The 19,608-nt window shown below is 51.8% G+C and carries 16 protein-coding genes, 1 other RNA gene and 7 pseudogenes; 22 read left to right on the top strand and 2 right to left on the bottom strand.

Going from position 1 to position 19,608, the window contains the following annotated elements; all coding sequences use genetic code 11:
• Window positions 1-104 precede the first annotated feature (104 nt).
• From bamD to C1P89_RS00310, 16 genes and pseudogenes are all read left to right on the top strand, one after another.
• Window positions 105-842 carry an outer membrane protein assembly factor BamD gene (gene bamD / locus C1P89_RS00385; RefSeq protein ID WP_000197686.1) on the top strand — a complete coding sequence of 246 codons (738 nt, stop codon included), beginning with the start codon at window positions 105-107 and terminating at the stop codon, window positions 840-842.
• Between the two features lie 103 nt (window positions 843-945).
• The gene (locus tag C1P89_RS00380; protein WP_000483769.1) at window positions 946-2,292 is read left to right on the top strand and encodes an IS4-like element IS4 family transposase; all 1,347 of its coding nucleotides are present in this window, start codon (window positions 946-948) and stop codon (window positions 2,290-2,292) included.
• A gap of 103 nt (window positions 2,293-2,395) precedes the next feature.
• A pseudogene (locus C1P89_RS00370) lies at window positions 2,396-2,755 on the top strand (HK97 family phage prohead protease); the annotation flags it as partial.
• A 64-nt stretch (window positions 2,756-2,819) separates the two neighbouring features.
• Window positions 2,820-3,976 (top strand): IS3-like element IS600 family transposase gene (locus C1P89_RS00365; protein ID WP_085948186.1). Its coding sequence is split into 2 segments (ribosomal slippage): window positions 2,820-3,069 and window positions 3,069-3,976, totalling 1,158 coding nucleotides; the frame shifts between segments, so codons are not numbered across the junction.
• Window positions 3,977-4,038: 62 nt separating this feature from the next.
• Window positions 4,039-5,535 carry a phage tail sheath subtilisin-like domain-containing protein gene (locus C1P89_RS00360; RefSeq protein ID WP_000155744.1) on the top strand — a complete coding sequence of 499 codons (1,497 nt, stop codon included), beginning with the start codon at window positions 4,039-4,041 and terminating at the stop codon, window positions 5,533-5,535.
• The gene (locus C1P89_RS00355; protein WP_001062338.1) at window positions 5,535-5,891 is read left to right on the top strand and encodes a phage tail tube protein; all 357 of its coding nucleotides are present in this window, start codon (window positions 5,535-5,537) and stop codon (window positions 5,889-5,891) included. Before C1P89_RS00360 ends, C1P89_RS00355 begins: the two co-directional genes overlap by 1 nt.
• A complete protein-coding gene (locus C1P89_RS00350) occupies window positions 5,891-6,226 on the top strand; it encodes a phage tail assembly protein (protein ID WP_001251341.1) in 336 nt (111 codons plus the stop codon). The genes C1P89_RS00355 and C1P89_RS00350 overlap by 1 nt, the downstream gene beginning before the upstream one ends.
• An 84-nt stretch (window positions 6,227-6,310) precedes the next feature.
• Window positions 6,311-8,260, top strand: a complete 1,950-nt coding sequence (locus C1P89_RS00345; RefSeq protein WP_000785369.1) for a phage tail tape measure protein — start codon at window positions 6,311-6,313, stop codon at window positions 8,258-8,260.
• A 67-nt stretch (window positions 8,261-8,327) separates the two neighbouring features.
• A pseudogene (locus tag C1P89_RS25695) lies at window positions 8,328-8,438 on the top strand (hypothetical protein); the annotation flags it as partial.
• 54 nt (window positions 8,439-8,492) lie between these two features.
• Window positions 8,493-9,190, top strand: a protein-coding gene (locus C1P89_RS00340) for an IS1-like element IS1A family transposase (protein WP_094096600.1) whose coding sequence is annotated in 2 segments (ribosomal slippage) — window positions 8,493-8,742 and window positions 8,742-9,190 — 699 coding nt in all. Because the reading frame shifts where the segments join, the coding sequence is not laid out codon by codon here.
• 16 nt (window positions 9,191-9,206) lie between these two features.
• A pseudogene (locus C1P89_RS25690) lies at window positions 9,207-9,587 on the top strand (hypothetical protein); the annotation flags it as partial.
• Between the two features lie 46 nt (window positions 9,588-9,633).
• Complete coding sequence (locus C1P89_RS00330) at window positions 9,634-11,025, top strand: DNA circularization protein (RefSeq protein ID WP_000365505.1); 1,392 nt, start codon at window positions 9,634-9,636, stop codon at window positions 11,023-11,025.
• Window positions 11,022-12,099: pseudogene (locus tag C1P89_RS00325) on the top strand (phage baseplate assembly protein). Before C1P89_RS00330 ends, C1P89_RS00325 begins: the two are co-directional and overlap by 4 nt.
• Window positions 12,077-12,610 (top strand): phage baseplate assembly protein V, encoded by a 534-nt coding sequence (locus C1P89_RS00320; RefSeq protein WP_001013085.1) that lies wholly within the window; start codon window positions 12,077-12,079, stop codon window positions 12,608-12,610. Before C1P89_RS00325 ends, C1P89_RS00320 begins: the two are co-directional and overlap by 23 nt.
• Window positions 12,611-12,615: 5 nt before the next feature.
• Complete coding sequence (locus C1P89_RS00315; RefSeq protein ID WP_000973349.1) at window positions 12,616-13,026, top strand: phage GP46 family protein; 411 nt, start codon at window positions 12,616-12,618, stop codon at window positions 13,024-13,026.
• A pseudogene (locus C1P89_RS00310) lies at window positions 13,019-13,621 on the top strand (baseplate J/gp47 family protein); the annotation flags it as partial. The gene C1P89_RS00315 and the pseudogene C1P89_RS00310, both read left to right, overlap by 8 nt.
• Before the next feature lie 6 nt (window positions 13,622-13,627).
• On the opposite strand, the gene C1P89_RS00305 reads toward C1P89_RS00310, so the two are convergent.
• Window positions 13,628-14,325 (bottom strand): IS1-like element IS1A family transposase gene (locus C1P89_RS00305; protein ID WP_094096600.1). Its coding sequence is split into 2 segments (ribosomal slippage): window positions 13,628-14,076 and window positions 14,076-14,325, totalling 699 coding nucleotides; the frame shifts between segments, so codons are not numbered across the junction.
• Window positions 14,326-14,380: 55 nt separating this feature from the next.
• Here C1P89_RS00305 and C1P89_RS00300 point away from each other — a divergent pair.
• The 6 genes and pseudogenes from C1P89_RS00300 to C1P89_RS00275 form a co-directional block, all read left to right on the top strand.
• Window positions 14,381-14,878, top strand: a pseudogene (locus C1P89_RS00300) (baseplate J/gp47 family protein); the annotation flags it as partial.
• A complete protein-coding gene (locus C1P89_RS00295; RefSeq protein WP_000377819.1) occupies window positions 14,878-15,468 on the top strand; it encodes a YmfQ family protein in 591 nt (196 codons plus the stop codon). The pseudogene C1P89_RS00300 and the gene C1P89_RS00295, both read left to right, overlap by 1 nt.
• A 748-nt stretch (window positions 15,469-16,216) precedes the next feature.
• Window positions 16,217-16,495, top strand: a pseudogene (locus tag C1P89_RS25685) (phage tail protein); the annotation flags it as partial.
• A gap of 59 nt (window positions 16,496-16,554) precedes the next feature.
• Window positions 16,555-17,043, top strand: coding sequence for a tail fiber assembly protein (locus tag C1P89_RS00285; RefSeq protein ID WP_065408630.1), 489 nt, complete (start codon window positions 16,555-16,557; stop codon window positions 17,041-17,043).
• Window positions 17,044-17,066: 23 nt separating this feature from the next.
• Window positions 17,067-18,335 (top strand): prophage tail fiber N-terminal domain-containing protein, encoded by a 1,269-nt coding sequence (locus C1P89_RS00280; RefSeq protein WP_005143284.1) that lies wholly within the window; start codon window positions 17,067-17,069, stop codon window positions 18,333-18,335.
• The gene (locus tag C1P89_RS00275; protein WP_014334053.1) at window positions 18,286-18,909 is read left to right on the top strand and encodes a DUF4376 domain-containing protein; all 624 of its coding nucleotides are present in this window, start codon (window positions 18,286-18,288) and stop codon (window positions 18,907-18,909) included. Before C1P89_RS00280 ends, C1P89_RS00275 begins: the two co-directional genes overlap by 50 nt.
• A 198-nt stretch (window positions 18,910-19,107) precedes the next feature.
• On the opposite strand, the gene ssrA is transcribed toward C1P89_RS00275, so the two are convergent.
• Window positions 19,108-19,470: a transfer-messenger RNA gene (gene ssrA / locus C1P89_RS00270) on the bottom strand.
• Between the last annotated feature and the right edge of the window lie 138 nt (window positions 19,471-19,608).

The raw sequence follows: 19,608 nt of genomic DNA, 5'->3' as shown, positions 1-19,608 counted from the left end.
TTTACGGCTTTGCCGTTTAATATAGTGTGCTATTGTAGCTGGTCTTAACCGGGAGCAGGAACAGAGAATCTCCCGTATTACATTTTGAGGAAAGTCAAAACGTCATGACGCGCATGAAATATCTGGTGGCAGCCGCCACACTAAGCCTGTTTTTGGCGGGTTGCTCGGGGTCAAAGGAAGAAGTACCTGATAATCCGCCAAATGAAATTTACGCGACTGCACAACAAAAGCTGCAGGACGGTAACTGGAGACAGGCAATAACGCAACTGGAAGCGTTAGATAATCGCTATCCGTTTGGTCCGTATTCGCAGCAGGTGCAGCTGGATCTCATCTACGCCTACTATAAAAACGCCGATTTGCCGTTAGCACAGGCTGCCATCGATCGTTTTATTCGCCTTAACCCGACCCATCCGAATATCGATTATGTCATGTACATGCGTGGCCTGACCAATATGGCGCTGGATGACAGTGCGCTGCAAGGGTTCTTTGGCGTTGACCGTAGCGATCGCGATCCTCAACATGCACGAGCTGCGTTTAGTGACTTTTCCAAACTGGTGCGCGGCTATCCGAACAGTCAGTACACTACCGATGCCACCAAACGTCTGGTATTCCTGAAAGATCGTCTGGCGAAATATGAATACTCCGTTGCCGAGTACTATACAGAACGTGGTGCATGGGTTGCCGTCGTTAACCGCGTAGAAGGCATGTTGCGCGACTACCCGGATACCCAGGCTACGCGTGATGCGCTGCCACTGATGGAAAATGCATACCGTCAGATGCAGATGAATGCGCAAGCTGAAAAAGTAGCGAAAATCATCGCCGCAAACAGCAGCAATACATAACAGAAACCTGAAACACAAAACGGCAGCCCTTGAGCTGTAATGCCGATCAGTTAAGGATCAGTTGACCGATCCAGTGGCTGTGTAAGAATCCGGAAACGCTCACTTGTTTCCGGATTTTTTTATGCACATTGGACAGGCTCTTGATCTGGTATCCCGTTACGATTCTCTGCGTAACCCACTGACTTCTCTGGGGGATTACCTCGACCCCGAACTCATCTCTCGTTGCCTTGCCGAATCAGGTACTGTAACGCTACGCAAGCGCCGTCTTCCCCTCGAAATGATGGTCTGGTGTATTGTTGGCATGGCGCTTGAGCGTAAAGAACCTCTTCACCAGATTGTGAATCGCCTGGACATCATGCTGCCGGGCAATCGCCCCTTCGTTGCCCCCAGTGCCGTTATTCAGGCCCGCCAGCGCCTGGGAAGTGAGGCTGTCCGCCGCGTGTTCACGAAAACAGCGCAGCTCTGGCATAACGCCACGCCGCATCCGCACTGGTGCGGCCTGACCCTGCTGGCCATCGATGGTGTGTTCTGGCGCACACCGGATACACCAGAGAACGATGCAGCCTTCCCCCGCCAGACACATGCCGGGAACCCGGCGCTCTACCCGCAGGTCAAAATGGTCTGCCAGATGGAACTGACCAGCCATCTGCTGACGGCTGCAGCCTTCGGCACGATGAAGAACAGCGAAAATGAGCTTGCTGAGCAACTTATAGAACAAACCGGCGATAACACTCTGACGTTAATGGATAAAGGTTATTACTCACTGGGACTGTTAAATGCCTGGAGCCTGGCGGGAGAACACCGCCACTGGATGATACCTCTCAGAAAGGGAGCGCAATATGAAGAGCTCAGAAAACTGGGTAAAGGCGATCATCTGGTGAAGCTGAAAACCAGCCCGCAGGCACGAAAAAAGTGGCCGGGACTGGGAAATGAAGTGACAGCCCGCCTGCTGACCGTGACGCGCAAAGGAAAAGTCTGCCATCTGCTGACGTCGATGACGGACGCCATGCGCTTCCCCGGAGGAGAAATGGCGGATCTGTACAGTCATCGCTGGGAAATCGAACTGGGATACAGGGAGATAAAACAGACGATGCAACTGAGCAGGCTGACGCTGAGAAGTAAAAAGCCGGAGCTTGTGGAGCAAGAGCTGTGGGGTGTCTTACTGGCTTATAATCTGGTGAGATATCAGATGATTAAAATGGCGGAACATCTGAAAGGTTACTGGCCGAATCAACTGAGTTTCTCAGAATCATGCGGAATGGTGATGAGAATGCTGATGACATTGCAGGGCGCTTCACCGGGACGTATACCGGAGCTGATGCGCGATCTTGCAAGTATGGGACAACTTGTGAAATTACCGACGAGAAGGGAAAGGGCCTTCCCGAGAGTGGTAAAGGAGAGGCCCTGGAAATACCCCACAGCCCCGAAAAAGAGCCAGTCAGTTGCTTAACTGACTGGCATTAGTCCCGGTGGTGATGTCTATCTCACACCGATGAACATGACCACGAAACCCTCCGATGGCAGTAAGGCCGGTAAGCAGAAGGATAACGCCAATGCAGACGAAACAACGTCTTGATGTACCGCTGAGTCTGAAATCTGTCAGTGACTCCGGTGAGTTTGAAGGGTATGGCTCCGTCTTTGGTGTAAAGGACAGCCACGATGATGTGGTGATGTCCGGGGCATTTGCTGCTTCCCTGCGGGCGTGGAGTGACAGAAAAGCGTTACCTGCGCTGCTCTGGCAGCACCGCATGGATGAACCCATCGGTGTTTACACCGAAATGAAGGAAGACGATGTCGGGCTTTACGTCAGGGGACGGTTGCTTATTGATGATGATCCCCTCGCAAAACGTGCACATGCACACATGAAGGCCGGTTCGTTAACCGGCCTTTCTATTGGGTACGTCCTGAAAGACTGAGGTAGCCTGAGTTTAACGGACGCTCCTTCCTGAAATAGAATGGCATCAGAAGGAGCTAATAATGAGCAGAAAAACCCAACGTTACTCTAAAGAGTTCAAAGCCGAAGCTGTCAGAACGGTTCTTGAAAATCAACTTTCGATCAGTGAAGGCGCTTCCCGATTATCTCTTCCTGAAGGCACTTTAGGACAATGGGTTACCGCCGCCAGAAAAGGGCTCGGTACTCCTGGTTCCCGCACGGTGGCTGAACTGGAATCTGAAATTCTGCAACTGCGTAAGGCGTTAAATGAAGCTCGCCTTGAGCGAGATATATTAAAAAAAGCAACAGCGTATTTTGCACAGGAGTCGCTGAAAAATACGCGTTAATCGAACAATGGCGACAACAATTTCCCATTGAAGCGATGTGTCAGGTATTTGGTGTATCCAGGAGCGGTTATTACAACTGGGTACAGCATGAACCCTCAGACAGAAAACAAAGTGATGAGCGGCTAAAACTGGAGATTAAGGTGGCACATATCCGCACTCGCGAAACATATGGAACCCGGCGGCTCCAGACGGAGCTGGCAGAGAATGGCATCATCGTTGGTCGTGACCGACTGGCACGTCTTCGTAAGGAGCTAAGGCTACGCTGTAAGCAGAAACGCAAGTTCAGAGCGACTACGAACTCGAACCACAATCTGCCAGTTGCGCCAAATCTGCTGAACCAGACGTTCGCTCCTACAGCACCAAATCAGGTCTGGGTGGCGGACCTGACGTATGTTGCCACACAGGAGGGATGGTTGTACCTCGCTGGCATCAAAGATGTTTATACGTGCGAAATTGTCGGCTACGCCATGGGAGAGCGCATGACAAAAGAGCTGACAGGTAAAGCCCTGTTTATGGCGCTCAGGAGCCAGCGCCCACCTGCCGGGCTAATCCACCACTCTGATCGAGGTTCACAGTACTGCGCATACGATTACCGGGTCATACAGGAGCAGTTTGGTCTGAAAACATCAATGTCGCGTAAAGGTAACTGTTACGACAACGCTCCGATGGAAAGCTTCTGGGGAACGCTGAAAAATGAGAGCCTGAGCCACTATCGTTTTAATAACCGGGATGAAGCCATCTCAGTAATACGGGAATACATTGAGATTTTCTACAATCGTCAGCGTCGTCACTCTCGTCTGGGGAATATCTCCCCGGCAGCCTTCAGGGAAAAATATCATCAGATGGCTGCTTAAAAAAAGAACAAATGGTAGTGTCCGCTATTGCCAGTACACCTCAAGGATAAGGCTAAAAAATCATGACGATAAGTTTTAATACTGTTCCGTCGAATACGCTGGTGCCGTTGTTCTACGCCGAGATGAACAATTCTGCGGCAAATACAGCGGTGACCAGCGCGCCTGCATTACTGATCGGGCATGCCAGCAACGATGCAGCCATTGAGGTTAACAGCCTGGTGCTGATGCCATCGGCAGATTATGCCCGCCAGATTTGTGGGGCGGGGAGCCAGCTGGCGCGTATGGTGGAAGTCTACCGTCAGACAGATCCTTTCGGTGAACTGTATGTTATTGCAGTACCGGAAGCCAGAGGGGCGGCGGCGACGGTCAGGGTGACGGTTGCCGGAGAAGCAGAGGAAAGCGGCACCCTGAGTCTGTATGTCGGGCGCTCCCGTGTACAGGTGCCTGTGGTGAATGGCGATGATGCCACTGCGGTTGCCACCGCGATTAAGGAAGCGGTAAACGGGGTTATCACCCTGCCGTTTACGGCGTCATCTGATGCAGGTGTGGTGACGCTGACTGCCCGTCATAAGGGGCTGTATGGTAATGAGTTACCGGTCTGTCTGAATTATTATGGTTCTGGTGGTGGTGAGATTCTGCCAGCAGGGCTTCGGGTGGTGACGGAAGTCGGTGCTGCCGGTAGCGGAGCGCCTGATCTTACCGCCGCTGTTGCTGCTATGGGCGATGAGGCATTCGACTTTATCGGTCTGCCGTTCAACGATGCCGCCTCCATCAATATGATGATGACCGAAATGAATGACAGCAGCGGTCGCTGGAGTTATGCGCGCCAGTTATACGGGCATGTCTATACCGCAAAACTGGGAACGCTGTCAGAGCTGGTTGGTGCCGGAGATATGCATAATCAGCAACATATCACGCTTGCCGGTTACGAAAAAGAAACCCAGTCGCCTGTCGATGAACTGGTTGCCAGTCGCCTTGCCCGTGAAGCGGTATTTATCCGGAATGATCCTGCCCGTCCGACACAGACGGGGGAGCTGGTGGGGATGCTTCCGGCACCGAAAGGTAAGCGATTCATCATGACAGAGCAGCAGACCCTTTTATCTCACGGCGTGGCGACGGCTTATGTGGAAGGCGGCACGTTGCAGATCCAGCGTTCCGTAACCACCTACAAAAAGAATGCGTATGGCGTGGCAGACAACAGCTATCTGGACAGTGAAACTCTGCATACCAGTGCATATGTTCTTCGCAAACTGAAATCGGTCATCACAAGCAAGTACGGACGTCACAAGCTGGCAAATGATGGTACCCGTTTTGGTCCGGGGCAGGCGATTGTCACTCCTGCCGTTATCAAAGGGGAACTTCTGGCGACATATCGTCAGATGGAGCGTGCCGGTATTGTGGAAAATTACGATCTGTTTAAACAGTATCTGATAGTTGAGCGTGATGCAGATAACCCGAACCGACTGAATACGCTGTTCCCGCCGGATTATGTTAATCAGTTACGTGTCTTTGCGGTGGTTAACCAGTTCCGTCTTCAGTATTCAGAGGAGTCAGCATAATGGCAAAGATCGCCGGAACCTGTTTTTTTAAAGTGGATGGTCAGCAGTTATCGCTGACAGGTGGCATTGAAGTGCCGATGAACACCAATGTCCGGGATGACATCGTCGGCATGGCAGGGGATGTGGATTACAAGGAGACCTGGCGGTCACCTTACGTTAAGGGCACGTTTAAAGTGCCCAAAAACTTTCCGGTCGACAAAATTACCACCTCAGACCAGATGACGATTACCGCTGAGCTGGCAAACGGCATGGTGTATGTGCTTTCGGCGGCATGGCTGCACGGAGAGGCTAATCATAATGCCGAAGAAGGCACGGCAGATCTTGAATTCCACGGCGAAGAGGGAGGGTATCAGTAATGGCAATGAACGTTACAGAAATAGTTTTAAAAAAACCGGTGACAGCGCATAACGAAATGCTGCATGTGCTGGAGTTGCGCGAGCCCACGTATGACGAAATCGAGGCGCTGGGTTTTCCTTTCATTATTTCCGGTGAAGGCAGTATTAAACTGGACAGCCAGGTGGCACTGAAATATATCCCGTTGCTGGCGGGGATCCCGCGTTCATCGGCGGCGCAGATGGCAAAACTGGATATTTTTAAGACCAGCATGCAGATCCTGCGTTTTTTTACCCAGTCGGAGACGGGAAGCACCTCCGGAAACGACTCTACAATGTTGCCTGGTTCTGGAAACTGAATCCACTGGAGCTGCGACGGGGGGCTGTTTCGCAGTTTACAGAACTGGAAGCCGAGGCCGTCCGCATTAACGAGGAGATGAAGCATGGCTGACAGTTTTCAGCTGAAGGCGATCATCACTGCCGTGGATAAGGTATCGGCACCGCTGAAGGGAATGCAGCGCCAGCTGAAAGGTTTTAAAAAGGAGTTTGCCAGCCTGTTACTGGGCGCAGCGGGTGCCGGAACCGCAGTACTGGGGGCGCTGGCGCTCCCGGTCAAATCTGCCATTGCCCTTGAATCAAAAATGGCGGATGTCCGGAAAGTGGTGGATGGTCTGGATACGCCGGAAGCGTTTAAGGCAATGACGGAGCAGGTGCGCGACCTGTCAACAGAACTGCCCATGTCGGCGGAAGGTATCGCCGAAATTGTGGCGGCGGGTGGTCAGGCTGGTATCGCCCGTGACGAGCTGATGCAGTTTACTGACGATGCCGTGAAGATGGGCGTGGCCTTTGACACCACGGCAGAAGAATCCGGTCAGATGATGGCGCAGTGGCGCACTGCCTTTAAACTGACACAGGGAGAGGTGGCAGGGCTTGCGGATAAGATTAACTATCTTGGTAATACCGGTCCTGCAAGTGCGAAAAAGATTTCTGATGTTGTGACCCGTATTGGCCCTTTAGGCAGTGTTGCGGGTGTGGCCTCCGGAGAGATTGCCGCAATGGGGGCAACCATTGCCGGAATGGGGGTGGAGTCAGAAATTGCTGCGACGGGGATAAAGAATTTTATGTTGTCGCTGACAGCGAGGGATTCTGCCACCAAATCGCAGAAAAAAGTGCTCCGCTCGTTGCGCATTAGCCCGAAAAAACTGGCGGCGGATATGCAGAAAGACGCCCGCGGGGCCATGCTGCACGTACTGGATTCTCTGGCAAAAGTGCCGAAAGAAAAACAGGCTGCTGTGCTGAAAGCGCTGTTCGGGAAGGAATCCCTGGGGGCCATTGCGCCGCTGCTCACGAATCTGGATTTGTTGCGAACCAACTTTAATCGTGTGGCGGATGCGCAGCAGTATGGCGGCTCAATGCAGAAAGAATATGCCGCCCGTGCCGCGACGACAGAAAATCAGTTGTTGCTGCTGCAGAACCAGATCAATGCGATTTCTTCCACGCTGGGGGAAACCTTCCTGCCTTCACTCAATGAAGGCATAAAAGAGATGAAGCCTTTTCTGGAAGAAGTGCGCACGTTTGTCAGAGAAAATCCTGAGGTCGTAAAAACCATCGCGAAAACTGGTGCGGCATTACTGACGATGGGCGTGGCGATTGGCACATTGACACGCATAACAAAAATCATGGGTAGCGTGATGAATATGACGCCGGCAAAGGGATTAATTGCGCTTCTCGTCGGTGGTGCATATCTCATAATTGATAACTGGGAAACGGTCGGTCCGGTTGTGAAAAAAGTCTGGCAGGAGGTTGATCAGGTTGTCAGAGCAATGGGGGGATGGGAACAGGCAGTAAAAACAATAGCAACGGTTTCTGCCCTGTATATTGGTGTGAAGGCGGTGGCAAGTATTCGTGCGGCAACAGTCGCCCAGAATCAATGGACAACGGCGGCAGGAAAAACAGGGCTGAAATTAAAGGGCCTCGGAAAGATCAGTCTGATTGGTGGATTGCTTGAACTGGGCATGATGGCGCAGGAGTTTGAAAAAGCACATCCCTGGCTTGTTAAAAATTTTGTGGCTGATGCACTGAACAGTGGATTTGGTCTGAATGATAAGTTCGACGAGTGGGGCAAACAGTTCCATGATTTTGTCTATGACATGACCGGATGGCAGATGCCACGTGGTGATGGGTATTTATCTCCCGATAAACGCTACACCCCGAATGTATCACTGGAAAGGAATCAGCTGTTAAGCCTTGCATCTTCACCGGCAACCCGCAGCGAACTTAAGGTGACGTTTGACAACGCGCCGCCTGGAATGCGCGTTATCGATTTGCCGAAAACAGGCGATCCCTTTATGAAAATCACCCATGATGTTGGGTATTCTCCATTTAAAAGGTGAGTTCTTTTTTTGTGGTGAAAGATGAGGCAAAATTATCGCGTAACATGCTAACAATGGAGTTTGTTTTGTGATAAAGCCATTTTTAATGACGGTTGCAATATTAACCTCTTGCTGTGCTCAGGCGAAAATACTAACAAATGAGGAGATTGTTTCACGATTTATTAGTAACGTTAAAACGGTGATGCTGCCAACTTACTGATTTAGTGTATGATGGTGTTTTTGAGGTGCTCCAGTGGCTTCTGTTTCTATCAGCTGTCCCTCCTGTTCAGCTACTGACGGGGTGGTGCGTAACGGCAAAAGCACTGCCGGACATCAGCGCTATCTCTGCTCTCACTGCCGTAAAACATGGCAACTGCAGTTCACTTACACCGCTTCTCAACCCGGTACGCACCAGAAAATCATTGATATGGCCATGAATGGCGTTGGATGCCGGGCAACTGCACGCATTATGGGCGTTGGCCTCAACACGATTTTACGTCACTTAAAAAACTCAGGCCGCAGTCGGTAACCTCGCGCATACAGCCGGGCAGTGACGTCATCGTCTGCGCGGAAATGGACGAACAGTGGGGCTATGTCGGGGCTAAATCGCGCCAGCGCTGGCTGTTTTACGCGTATGACAGTCTCCGGAAGACGGTTGTTGCGCACGTATTCGGTGAACGCACTATGGCGACGCTGGGGCGTCTTATGAGCCTGCTGTCACCCTTTGACGTGGTGATATGGATGACGGATGGCTGGCCGCTGTATGAATCCCGCCTGAAGGGAAAGCTGCACGTAATCAGCAAGCGATATACGCAGCGAATTGAGCGGCATAACCTGAATCTGAGGCAGCACCTGGCACGGCTGGGACGGAAGTCGCTGTCGTTCTCAAAATCGGTGGAGCTGCATGACAAAGTCATCGGGCATTATCTGAACATAAAACACTATCAATAAGTTGGAGTCATTACCCGTTAAAACATCTGCAGATAATGACGTTGACTTGGATACAGATGGATTCAGACAACTGAGGATATCGTGCCCATCCCCTTCTGCCAGCGGTGCGATTATATTGAGAAAAGCTTCTTATGAATTCGGCAAAAGTATAGGTGTATTTGATTTTGCAAACAATGCATCACCAGCGACGATGACATTTTTGATCCCAATATATAAAGATGATGATTTTGATTCAGATACTGTTGGTTTTACATTTGCGTTCAAGATGCCAAGAGGCCAGTTTTTTGTAGATGTAAAAGAAAACGGGAATATCAGAGCTGGAGTTAATGTTAATGGCGAGTCGGGAGTGACCTACGAAAATTGCAAATTGAATATGAAAGATATTAATGATGATTAATATATAAGCCGCCAGAAATTGGCGGTTTTTTTATAGTGGAGACAGTATGGACTTACCTTCTTTACCTTCTCTTTCTTCACTCTTTTCTGCATCTTCAGGTATCAATTGGCGCGATAATCTTTACGACGCTTCATTTCGTGGCGTTCCGTTTTCGGTGGAGAGCGACGAGGGTTCGTTCGGACGCCGCGTTCAGGTCCATGAATACCCAAACCGTGACAAACCGTACACGGAAGATCTCGGGCGTGCCACGCGACGGCTGACGATTAATGCGTATCTCGTTGGTGATGATTACGCAGAGCAGCGCGACAGGCTGATTACAGCGATTGAAACCGCCGGGCCGGGGACGCTGATCCATCCGCAGTTCGGTGAAATGCAGGGCTGTATTGACGGGCAGGTGACCGTTTCTCACTCCGGCACTGAAGGCCGTATGTGCCGGGTTTCATTTCAGTTTGTTGAGAGCGGGGAACTGTCATTTCCGGTCGCCGGAGCTGCAACCGCCAGAAAACTGGAGGAGTCGTCCGTATTCCTGGATGAGTTGATTGAAGACATGTTCGGCGATTTTGATCTCGCGGGAATACCGGACTTTATTCAGAACGATGTTATTGCCCGGACGACCGATATGCTGGGAACCGTTCAGACAGCTTTCAAAATGGTTAATTCGGCTGTTTCTGCCGGAGCGAGACTACTGCAGGGCGATTTATCCGTCATTCTGATGCCGCCGTCGGTTGCCAGTGATTTTGTGCATACGTTGCAGGATACCTGGCGGGCCGGAACCCGGCTGGTGGATAACACACAGGATCTGGTGCAGTCCATAACGACAATGTCCGGCATTACGCTGGACCCAGGACTGGCACCGCGTGCGGTGTGGCCCACAGATTCCGCATCGGTTATCAGGCAAAAACAGCAGACAAACCTTGTGGCTGCTGTCATCCGGACGACGGCAATCAGCGAAGCCACAAGGGCGGTCACTTCACTGCCACAACCCGGAAGCCTGGTGAAAAATCAGCAGGCGGTTGTGGCTGTTGGTGGTTCCACTGAACGTCAGTCCGATATTATTCACGTTTCTCATCCGGCACTTGACAGCGTGGCAGCCAGCACAGGACAGGATGAGAGAGCGCAACCACCCACGCGGGAAAATCTCACCATCATACGCGAATCGCTGAACGCGGCGATTGAACAGGAGCTCAGGCGTACGGCGGATGACAGGCTGTTTTTTCAGCTGACGTCATTACGTACAGAACTGAACCGGGATATTCAGGCGCGTCTGGTTCAGACGGAGGAAACCGCAGAGCGAACGCCAGCGGAAGTTCTGCCTGCGCTTGTTCTGGCTGCGTCATGGTACGACGATGCGTCCCGTGAAACTGATATCCTGGATCGAAATGCCATCTCTCATCCGGGCTTTGTTCCGGTCAGGGCATTAAGGGTACCCGTCAGATGAATGATACCGTTTTACTTCGGGTTTCCGGTCGCGAATGGGGCGGCTGGACATCCGTCCGTATCAGTGCGGGCATTAACCGTATTGCCCGGGATTTTAATGTTGCCATTACCACCCGCTGGCCCGGAAGCCGGGATTATCAACCCCGGATAAAAAATGGTGAGCTGGTTGAAGTGCTTATCGGGGATGAGCCTGTGCTCACCGGATATGTGGAGGCACTACCGCTTCGTTATGACGCCAGCAGCGTCAGCATGGGAATTGTCGGGCGAAGCAAAACAGCCGATCTGGTTGACTGCTCTGCTTTGCCACTCCAGCAGAGCGGAAAAAAACCTGCTCAGAATAGTCAGTGAACTGGCTGCGCCATTTGGCATCACCGTTGTTGATGCTGGCGTGCCGCAGACAGCGGTGATTGATGCCCAGCCGGAACACGGCGAAACCGTTGCCGATTGTCTTAACCGGTTACTGGGGCAGGTTCAGACGCTGGCTTATGACGATGAATGCGGGCGACTGGTTCTGGGAAAACCCGGAACAGGTAAAGCGGCGACGGCGCTGGTGCTGGGAGAGAATATTCTTTCCTGTGACACGGAAAGAAGCATCAGAGAGCGGTTTTCTGAATATCAGGTCAGTGGGCAGCGCCCGGGCAACGACGATGATTTTGGTGAGGCCACCATTGCCGCAATACGTCAGACCATTCAGGACAGTGGCGTGACCCGTTATCGCCCTTTGTTGATTCAGCAGTCAGGCACAGCAACGACAGCAACCTGTAAGGCCCGTTGTGAATTTGAAGCGCGCCAACGGGCTGCGCTTACCCGTGAGACAACATATACGGTTCAGGGCTGGCGGCAGGGCAGTGGCGCGTTATGGCGTCCGGGGTTATCTGTCATCGTTTTCGACCCGCTGAATAATTTTGATAATGATGAACTGGTGATCGCAGAAGTTACCTATAACCAGGACGACCGGGGCACGACGACTGAATTACGGGTTGGCCCGGCAGATGCTTATCTCCCCGAGCCTGTTACCGCCAGGAAGAAAAAAATGTTGAGGAGGATTTCTGATGAACGGGTTTTCTCTTCGTAATCTGATTTCCCGGGCTGTCATCACGGCGGTGGATTCCGCCAGAAAGTGTCAGTCTGTAGGGTTGAAAATGATAGCCGGAGATCAGAAACAACACGTTGAGCACCTTGAACCTTATGGTTTTACATCTGCCGCACAGAACGGTGCTGAGGGCGTTGCTTTATTTCCGGCGGGCGATCGTTCTCATGGTGTGGTTGTGGTCGTGGCTGACAGACGTTACCGGCTGAAAGGACTGAAACGTGGGGAAGTGGCGCTTTATGACGATCTGGGACAGTCCGTTGTCCTGACCCGTTCCGGTATTGTGGTGGACGGGGCCGGGAAGGCCATAATTTTTAAAAACGCGCCTAAAGCGCGCTTTGAAATGCCAGTCGAATCCACCGCCGATATTACTGACAATTGCGACAGTGGCGGACTCAGCATGCAGCAAATGCGGCAGGCCTACAATGCCCACAAACATACCGAAAATGGTGATGGTGGCGGGATCACTGACACGCCGGATCAACCGATGGGCTGAAAATCATGATGATTAATGTTAACGGGCGACCCGTGTCGACCGGGGCTTCGATCGACCTTCTGACGCGTGCTGTGATTATTTCGCTTTTTACATGGCGGCGTGCCGGGCGTGATGATGCACCACGGATATTTGGATGGTGGGGGGATACCTGGCCTGCGGTTCAGAATGATCGCACGGGGTCGCGTTTGTATCTGTTGCGACGCAGCAAGCTGACAAATAAAACCCCGCAGCTTGCCAGAGATTATGTCCGTGAGGCGCTGGCGTGGATGGTGGAGGATGGTGTTGCTTCCCGTCTTGATATTAACGCTGTCCGGACCGGGACAGACTCGCTGGCACTTGCCATTACCATTTACCAGCGTGACGGCAATATTCACAACATTATTTTTGATGATATCTGGAGTGAACTGAATGGCTGACAGTCAGTTTTATCGCCCCGGCCTCCCGCAACTTATTTCTATGATCCGGAGCGATTTATTAACCCGCTTTGAGCAGGATACGCTGCTTCGTCGTATGGATGCGGAAGTGTATGCCCGTGTACAGGCTGCAGCCGTACACACGTTGTACGGGTATATCGATTATCTTGCCAGAAATCTGTTACCGGACGTGTGTGATGAAGACTGGCTGTACCGGCACGCCAGAATCAAACGCTGCCCGCGAAAAGAAGCGGTGGCAGCCCGGGGATTTGTGCGCTGGGATGGCGTAGAGGGGACGCCGGTATTGCCAGCGGGAACGCAGATCCAGCGTGATAATCAGGTGACCTTTACCACGACGGCGACGGTGACCGCAGCCGATGGTCTTCTCCGGGTGCCTGTTGTGGCAGACGAACCGGGATCGGCGGGGAATACGGATGATGGTATTGCCATGCAACTGGGAACACCCGTCAGTGGTCTGCCGTCCACAGGGTACGCTGACACCATTACAGACGGTGAAGATATTGAAAATCTGGAAATATGGCGTGCCCGCGTTATGGAACGTTATTACTACATTCCACAGGGGGGCGCAGGTAATGACTCCAACTTATTGATAGTGTTTTATGTTCAGATAATGCCCGATGACTTTGTCATGCAGCTCCACCGATTTTGAGAACGACAGCGACTTCCGTCCCAGCCGTGCCAGGTGCTGCCTCAGATTCAGGTTATGCCGCTCAATTCGCTGCGTATATCGCTTGCTGATTACGTGCAGCTTTCCCTTCAGGCGGGATTCATACAGCGGCCAGCCATCCGTCATCCATATCACCACGTCAAAGGGTGACAGCAGGCTCATAAGACGCCCCAGCGTCGCCATAGTGCGTTCACCGAATACGTGCGCAACAACCGTCTTCCGGAGACTGTCATACGCGTAAAACAGCCAGCGCTGGCGCGATTTAGCCCCGACATAGCCCCACTGTTCGTCCATTTCCGCGCAGACGATGACGTCACTGCCCGGCTGTATGCGCGAGGTTACCGACTGCGGCCTGAGTTTTTTAAGTGACGTAAAATCGTGTTGAGGCCAACGCCCATAATGCGTGCAGTTGCCCGGCATCCAACGCCATTCATGGCCATATCAATGATTTTCTGGTGCGTACCGGGTTGAGAAGCGGTGTAAGTGAACTGCAGTTGCCATGTTTTACGGCAGTGAGAGCAGAGATAGCGCTGATGTCCGGCAGTGCTTTTGCCGTTACGCACCACCCCGTCAGTAGCTGAACAGGAGGGACAGCTGATAGAAACAGAAGCCACTGGAGCACCTCAAAAACACCATCATACACTAAATCAGTAAGTTGGCAGCATCACCGGGGGCGCAGACCCTGATTATGTTATCTGGGCGAAAGAAGTTCAGGGTATTAACCGTGCATGGACTTTCAGACACTGGAAAGGCACTGGAACGGTTGGCGTGATGGTGGCGACAAACGATCCGGAACGCCCGGCCCCGGATGAAAGCGTGATTAACGCAGTCAGGGACCACATCCTTCCTCTGGCACCTGTTGCCGGAAGCGGATTGTATGTATTCGGTGCCACAGAAAAAGTCATCCCGATGACGATTGCATTATCGAAAGACACACCGCAGATCAGGACTGCAATAAAAGCAGAGCTGAATGCACTGATGTTACGGGATGGTGTGCCAGAGGGGCGTATGTATCTGTCCAGAATCAGTGAGGCCATCAGTTTGTCTGCTGGTGAAGTGGCCCACCGGTTAATCGTCCCTTCATCGGATATTGACCTGGGGGAGACCGAGCTTCCGGTGCTCGGCGAGATCACCTGGCAGGCTTATGACCCGGCAAGGAGTAAATAATGGATTCGTTACAGGATGATTATACAAAGCTGCTGTACGGACTGATGCCGCCGGGGCCTGCATGGTCAGATACCGACGGTGTACTTGACGGTCTGGCACCATCGCTTGTGCGTGTTCACCAGCGGGCTGATGAACTGGTGATTGAAATCGATCCCGGTCAGTCCACAGAGCTGATTGAACGTTATGAAGAATTGTATGGTTTACCTGATTCCTGTTCCCCTGTCGGAACCCAGACATTACGCCAGCGTCAGCAACGTCTTGAAGCAAAAGCCAATGTGGCTGGTGGCATAAATGAGCAGTTCTTCCTGGATCAGCTTGAGGCGCTGGGATATACCGGCGTAACGATCGAACAGTTCCAGCACTTGGATGCAAGCCCCGATCCGGAATGGGGAGATCGCTGGCGTTATTTCTGGCGTGTGACGTTGCCGATGGATGCCGGTGCTCAGTGGCAGACATGCACGGACGCCTGCAACACACCGATCCGGACGTGGGGGGATACGGTTGCGGAGTGCGTGATTAATAAATTATGTCCGTCACACACCGTCGTTTTATTTTCCTATCCAGATGAGGATGAAGATGCACAGGATTGATACGCTGACTGCGGTAAAAGATAAGTTTGGTCCGGGTAAGAACGGATTTACTGACGGAAATCTTCGCACAGGACGTCTTGCTACCTGGCTGAACAGTGCCATGTGGAATGCCATTCAGGAGGAAATCTGTGGTGTCATTGAGAAGGCCGGGATAGAACTGAATAAAGAAGAACACGACCAGCTATATAAGGCTATATTATTGCTGGTGGGCGGTGCAATTAACGAAGAGGCATTGCTGATAAAAAATAACCTTTCGGATGTGGAAGACAGGGATGAGGCTGTTGAAAACCTCGGATTAAAACCCACGGTGGATAAGGCAAAAAATGCCGTTCAGCGTGATGGCGACACCATGACCGGAGAGCTGAAAATCCGTGGTGTTAATGCGCTGAGGATTTTCAACGAAGCTTTTGGCCTGATTTTTCGTCGTTCGGAAGAGTGCCTGCACCTTATTCCCACCAGTGAAGGTCAGGGGGAAAATGGCGATATTGGTCCCCTGCGCCCGTTCACCATTAATCTGCGGACGGGTGAAATATCCATGTCGCATAAAGTGTCTGTTGGCGGTGGTTCGCAGGTCAATGGTGCGCTGGGTATCGGCGTTCAGAACGCCCTGGGGGGGAATTCAATTGTTCTTGGTGATAATGACACCGGATTCAAACAGAATGGTGATGGCCTGCTGGATGTTTATGCCAATAGCGTGCATGTGTTGCGTTTTCAGAGTGGCAGTATCCAGAGTAATAAAGCTGTAAACGTTACAGGACGGGTAACACCGTCAGACTACGGAAACTTTGATGCCCGTTACCAGCAGCGAAATGGTGGCGTGCAGGATGTGCGGTATGGTTATGAAATGTATTACACCCCCGGCAGTAACACCGTTTCGTGGACATTTCGCTCACCTTCGGGACACGGGCTGTCAGGGATATCGATATCGGATACCGGCCGTAACTCAGCGGATAACGTCAACGGCGTGTATTACCGACCGCTGCAAAAACTGATTAATGGCACCTGGTATAACGTAGCGAGTATTTAACAATGTTGCATTTAAAAAATATTACGGCAGGTAATCCGAAAACCGCGGAATAATATCAGCTGACAAAACAGTATGATGTCACCTGGCTTTTTTCGGAAGACGGCAAAAACTGGTATGAAGAACAGAAGAACTTTGCCAGTGACACCATAAAAATGGTTTACACCGGAGACGGGCGCGTGGTGTGGGTCGGTAAGGATGTGACAGGCATTGAACCCCGTAACGCCAGTGTTATTGAAGTTCCTGATATTACCGCCAACCGCCGCATTACCGCGCCGGGTTACTGGTTTTACCGCAATGATGAATTTGTCTTTGACTACAGACTCAAAGCGGAAGATGAGCGTGATGCCCTTCTGGCTCAGGTCAGTGCCCGGACAGGGGAATGGGAAGAAGACCTGCTGCTGGGGCTAATCAGCGACGAAGACCGGGAAAAACTGAAAGCGTACCGTATTTACGCGAAATCGCTGCAGGCGATGGATTTCAGCACCATCACTGATAAATCCTCATATAACGCCATTGAATGGTCCGTCTCTCCGGAAGGTTCTTCCTGATTTAATTTATCGCGAGAAAAACTATGTCTGTAGTGATATCAGGTGCGCTGACTGATGGCGCAGGCATCCCCATGTCCGGATGCCAGATTATTCTGAAATCCCGTGTAAACACCTCAGAAGTGGTGATGCGTACCAGGGCTGATGTAGTGACCGGAAATAACGGTGAATATTCGTTTGAGGCACAGGTCGGAAAATATTGCGTGTATCTGAAACGGGACTGGCGCGACGAGTACTGTGTTGGCGACATTGCTGTATACGACGACTCAAAGCCCGGCACGCTGAATGACTTTCTGATTGCTCCTGATGAGGGCGACCTGAAACCGGATGTCGTCAAACGCTTTGAGGAAATGGTGGCGCAGGCGCAGCAGAGCGCCGGGGCCGCAGCCGGAAACGCACAGCAGACGGCGCAGGATGTGGCGGCAGCCGCAGGTTATGCCCGCGCAGCAGAGCAGGCCAAAAATGACATTGATGCTGCGCTGACCGGCACTCTGAAAACGGCTAACCATCTGTCTGAAATCGCAGCAGCAGGCGAAAAGGCACAACAGAAGTCCCGGGATAATCTGGGGCTGAAAAGTGCGGCCACGATGGAAGCACAGAGCGACATTTACGACCGGACAAAAGGCCGTCTGGCGATACCCGGCGCATTCGGCTTTGGGTGTGCTTTTCTGCCTGAAGATGTTATCCGTTTTGACACTAAGAGTGATTTCCTGGCCTGGGTAAGGAATGCGCTGCCAGGTGAATATTCCGTTGCTGGCCCCTACGACATCATCATACCCGACACACGGTTTGAAGGGGTGCTCAGCATCCGGTGGACTGATGCACGCCCTGAGACAACAGAACCGAGGTACAGAGCCAAATCCCTTACTTTTTACGGCATTAACGGCCCCATTTATCACACCCGCTACTGCTACTGGCCCATATCCAGACTGACTGGCTGGGTGAAAATAAATATAACCACAGAAGATATTATTTACAGAATCGTGGCGAGCTCTGTCTGCAACAGATGGGGAGACCCTGACATTGGCGGGCTGATTATTGCTGCGTACCAGGGAGAAGCTGACGGTGATAAAGTCATCAGACTTGTCAGGGGGCAGTCATACAGAGGCTCACGACTGGGACCGGTGGGGATTTCAGTGCCCAGTACTCCCACCGGAACGTATATAGCATCCCCACAATTTTTCATTACGGGATGTTCAGAGCATTCATTACCGGGGTCATATAGCGCCCTGTCCGGGGTGCCGGATGCTCATGTCTCTGGCGCAATGCCCGGGCTTTTTATTCGCACATCGTGAGGAATGCACCGTGGAAATTAAAAAAATCATTAATCCCCGTTATACCGAAAGTGGCGCAGTAGACTGTGACGTTTTTTTTGACGACAGGGACCTGGCAGTCCCCTACACAGCCACCGCTGATGATGTCGCACCGACGGGTCAGCAAATCTGGCAGGAACTGCAAAGTGGCAAATGGGGTGAGATAGCCCCATTCACTGTGACACCAGAAATGCTGGAAGCGGCCAGAGAGGCCAGACGTCAGGAAATTGAAGCATGGCGCACAGAACAGGAGGCGAAGCCGTTCACGTTTGAATGGAATGGTCGTATCTGGAATGCTGGCCCCGACTCACTGGGCCGCCTGTCCCCGGTAGTCATGCTGGCAAAATCTGTCACAGCACAAACGCATATGGCGTGGGGTGATGCCGATAATCAGCAGGTGAAACTGTCGATGCCGGAACTGGAAGAACTGGCGGCAGCAATGGTGCAGGCGCAGGTCGATCGCAACGATGAGATTTATCGCCGTCAGCGTGAAATGAAAGAGGAGCTGAGTGGTCTGGAGGATTTGGGAACAATTAGAGCGTTTGATGTTACGTAATTGGTAAGCTGCATCGTGTTAAATTGTTACCCTTATTTACAACTAGAAAAGCCTCTGACTTCATAATCAGAGGCTTTTTTGAAATGCACGTGCATTTTGCGTGTATATTTTTGTCTTTTTCTGGTCCGCTTACTGTCTGGTCAGTGTCCGTAAGTGACTGTTTTTATAGTCTCTGTCCGGTTGCAGTCCTGTCAAAAGTGGTGGAGCTGGCGGGAGTTGAACCCGCGTCCGAAATTCCTACATCCTCGGTACTACATGCTTAGTCAGTCTTTACATTCGCTTGCCAGCTGCGGACGGACACGCCACTAACAAACTAGCCTGATTAAGTTTTAACGCTTCAACCCCAGGCAGGGCTTCCACGCGATCTCTTTTGGGTTTGACCTCTCTTGATCCCCGTCCTAAGAGCGGAGGCTAGGGAGAGAGGGCTCTAAGCAGGTTATTAAGCTGCTAAAGCGTAGTTTTCGTCGTTTGCGACTATTTTTTGCGGCTTTTTACGAGGCCAACCGCCCCTCGGCATGCACCTTGGGTTTCGCAAATCCCGTCGAATCCAGAATCAGCCCCAATGTGTAAAGGTAAGTATACCAGATTTATGAGCGCCATGACCAGCCTCAATGGCGTTATCGTTAAAGATTTAGCACCCATGTAGCCTGATTTTTATTCGATTAAGCAATGGGATGGCAACATTTGTGTCGGATGTGA

It is taken from the genome of Shigella sonnei (assembly GCF_002950395.1).
Taxonomy (GTDB): domain Bacteria; phylum Pseudomonadota; class Gammaproteobacteria; order Enterobacterales; family Enterobacteriaceae; genus ECMA0423.
The sequence above is the reverse complement of the archived record's forward strand: the minus strand, read 5'-3'. Positions and strand labels throughout refer to the sequence as shown.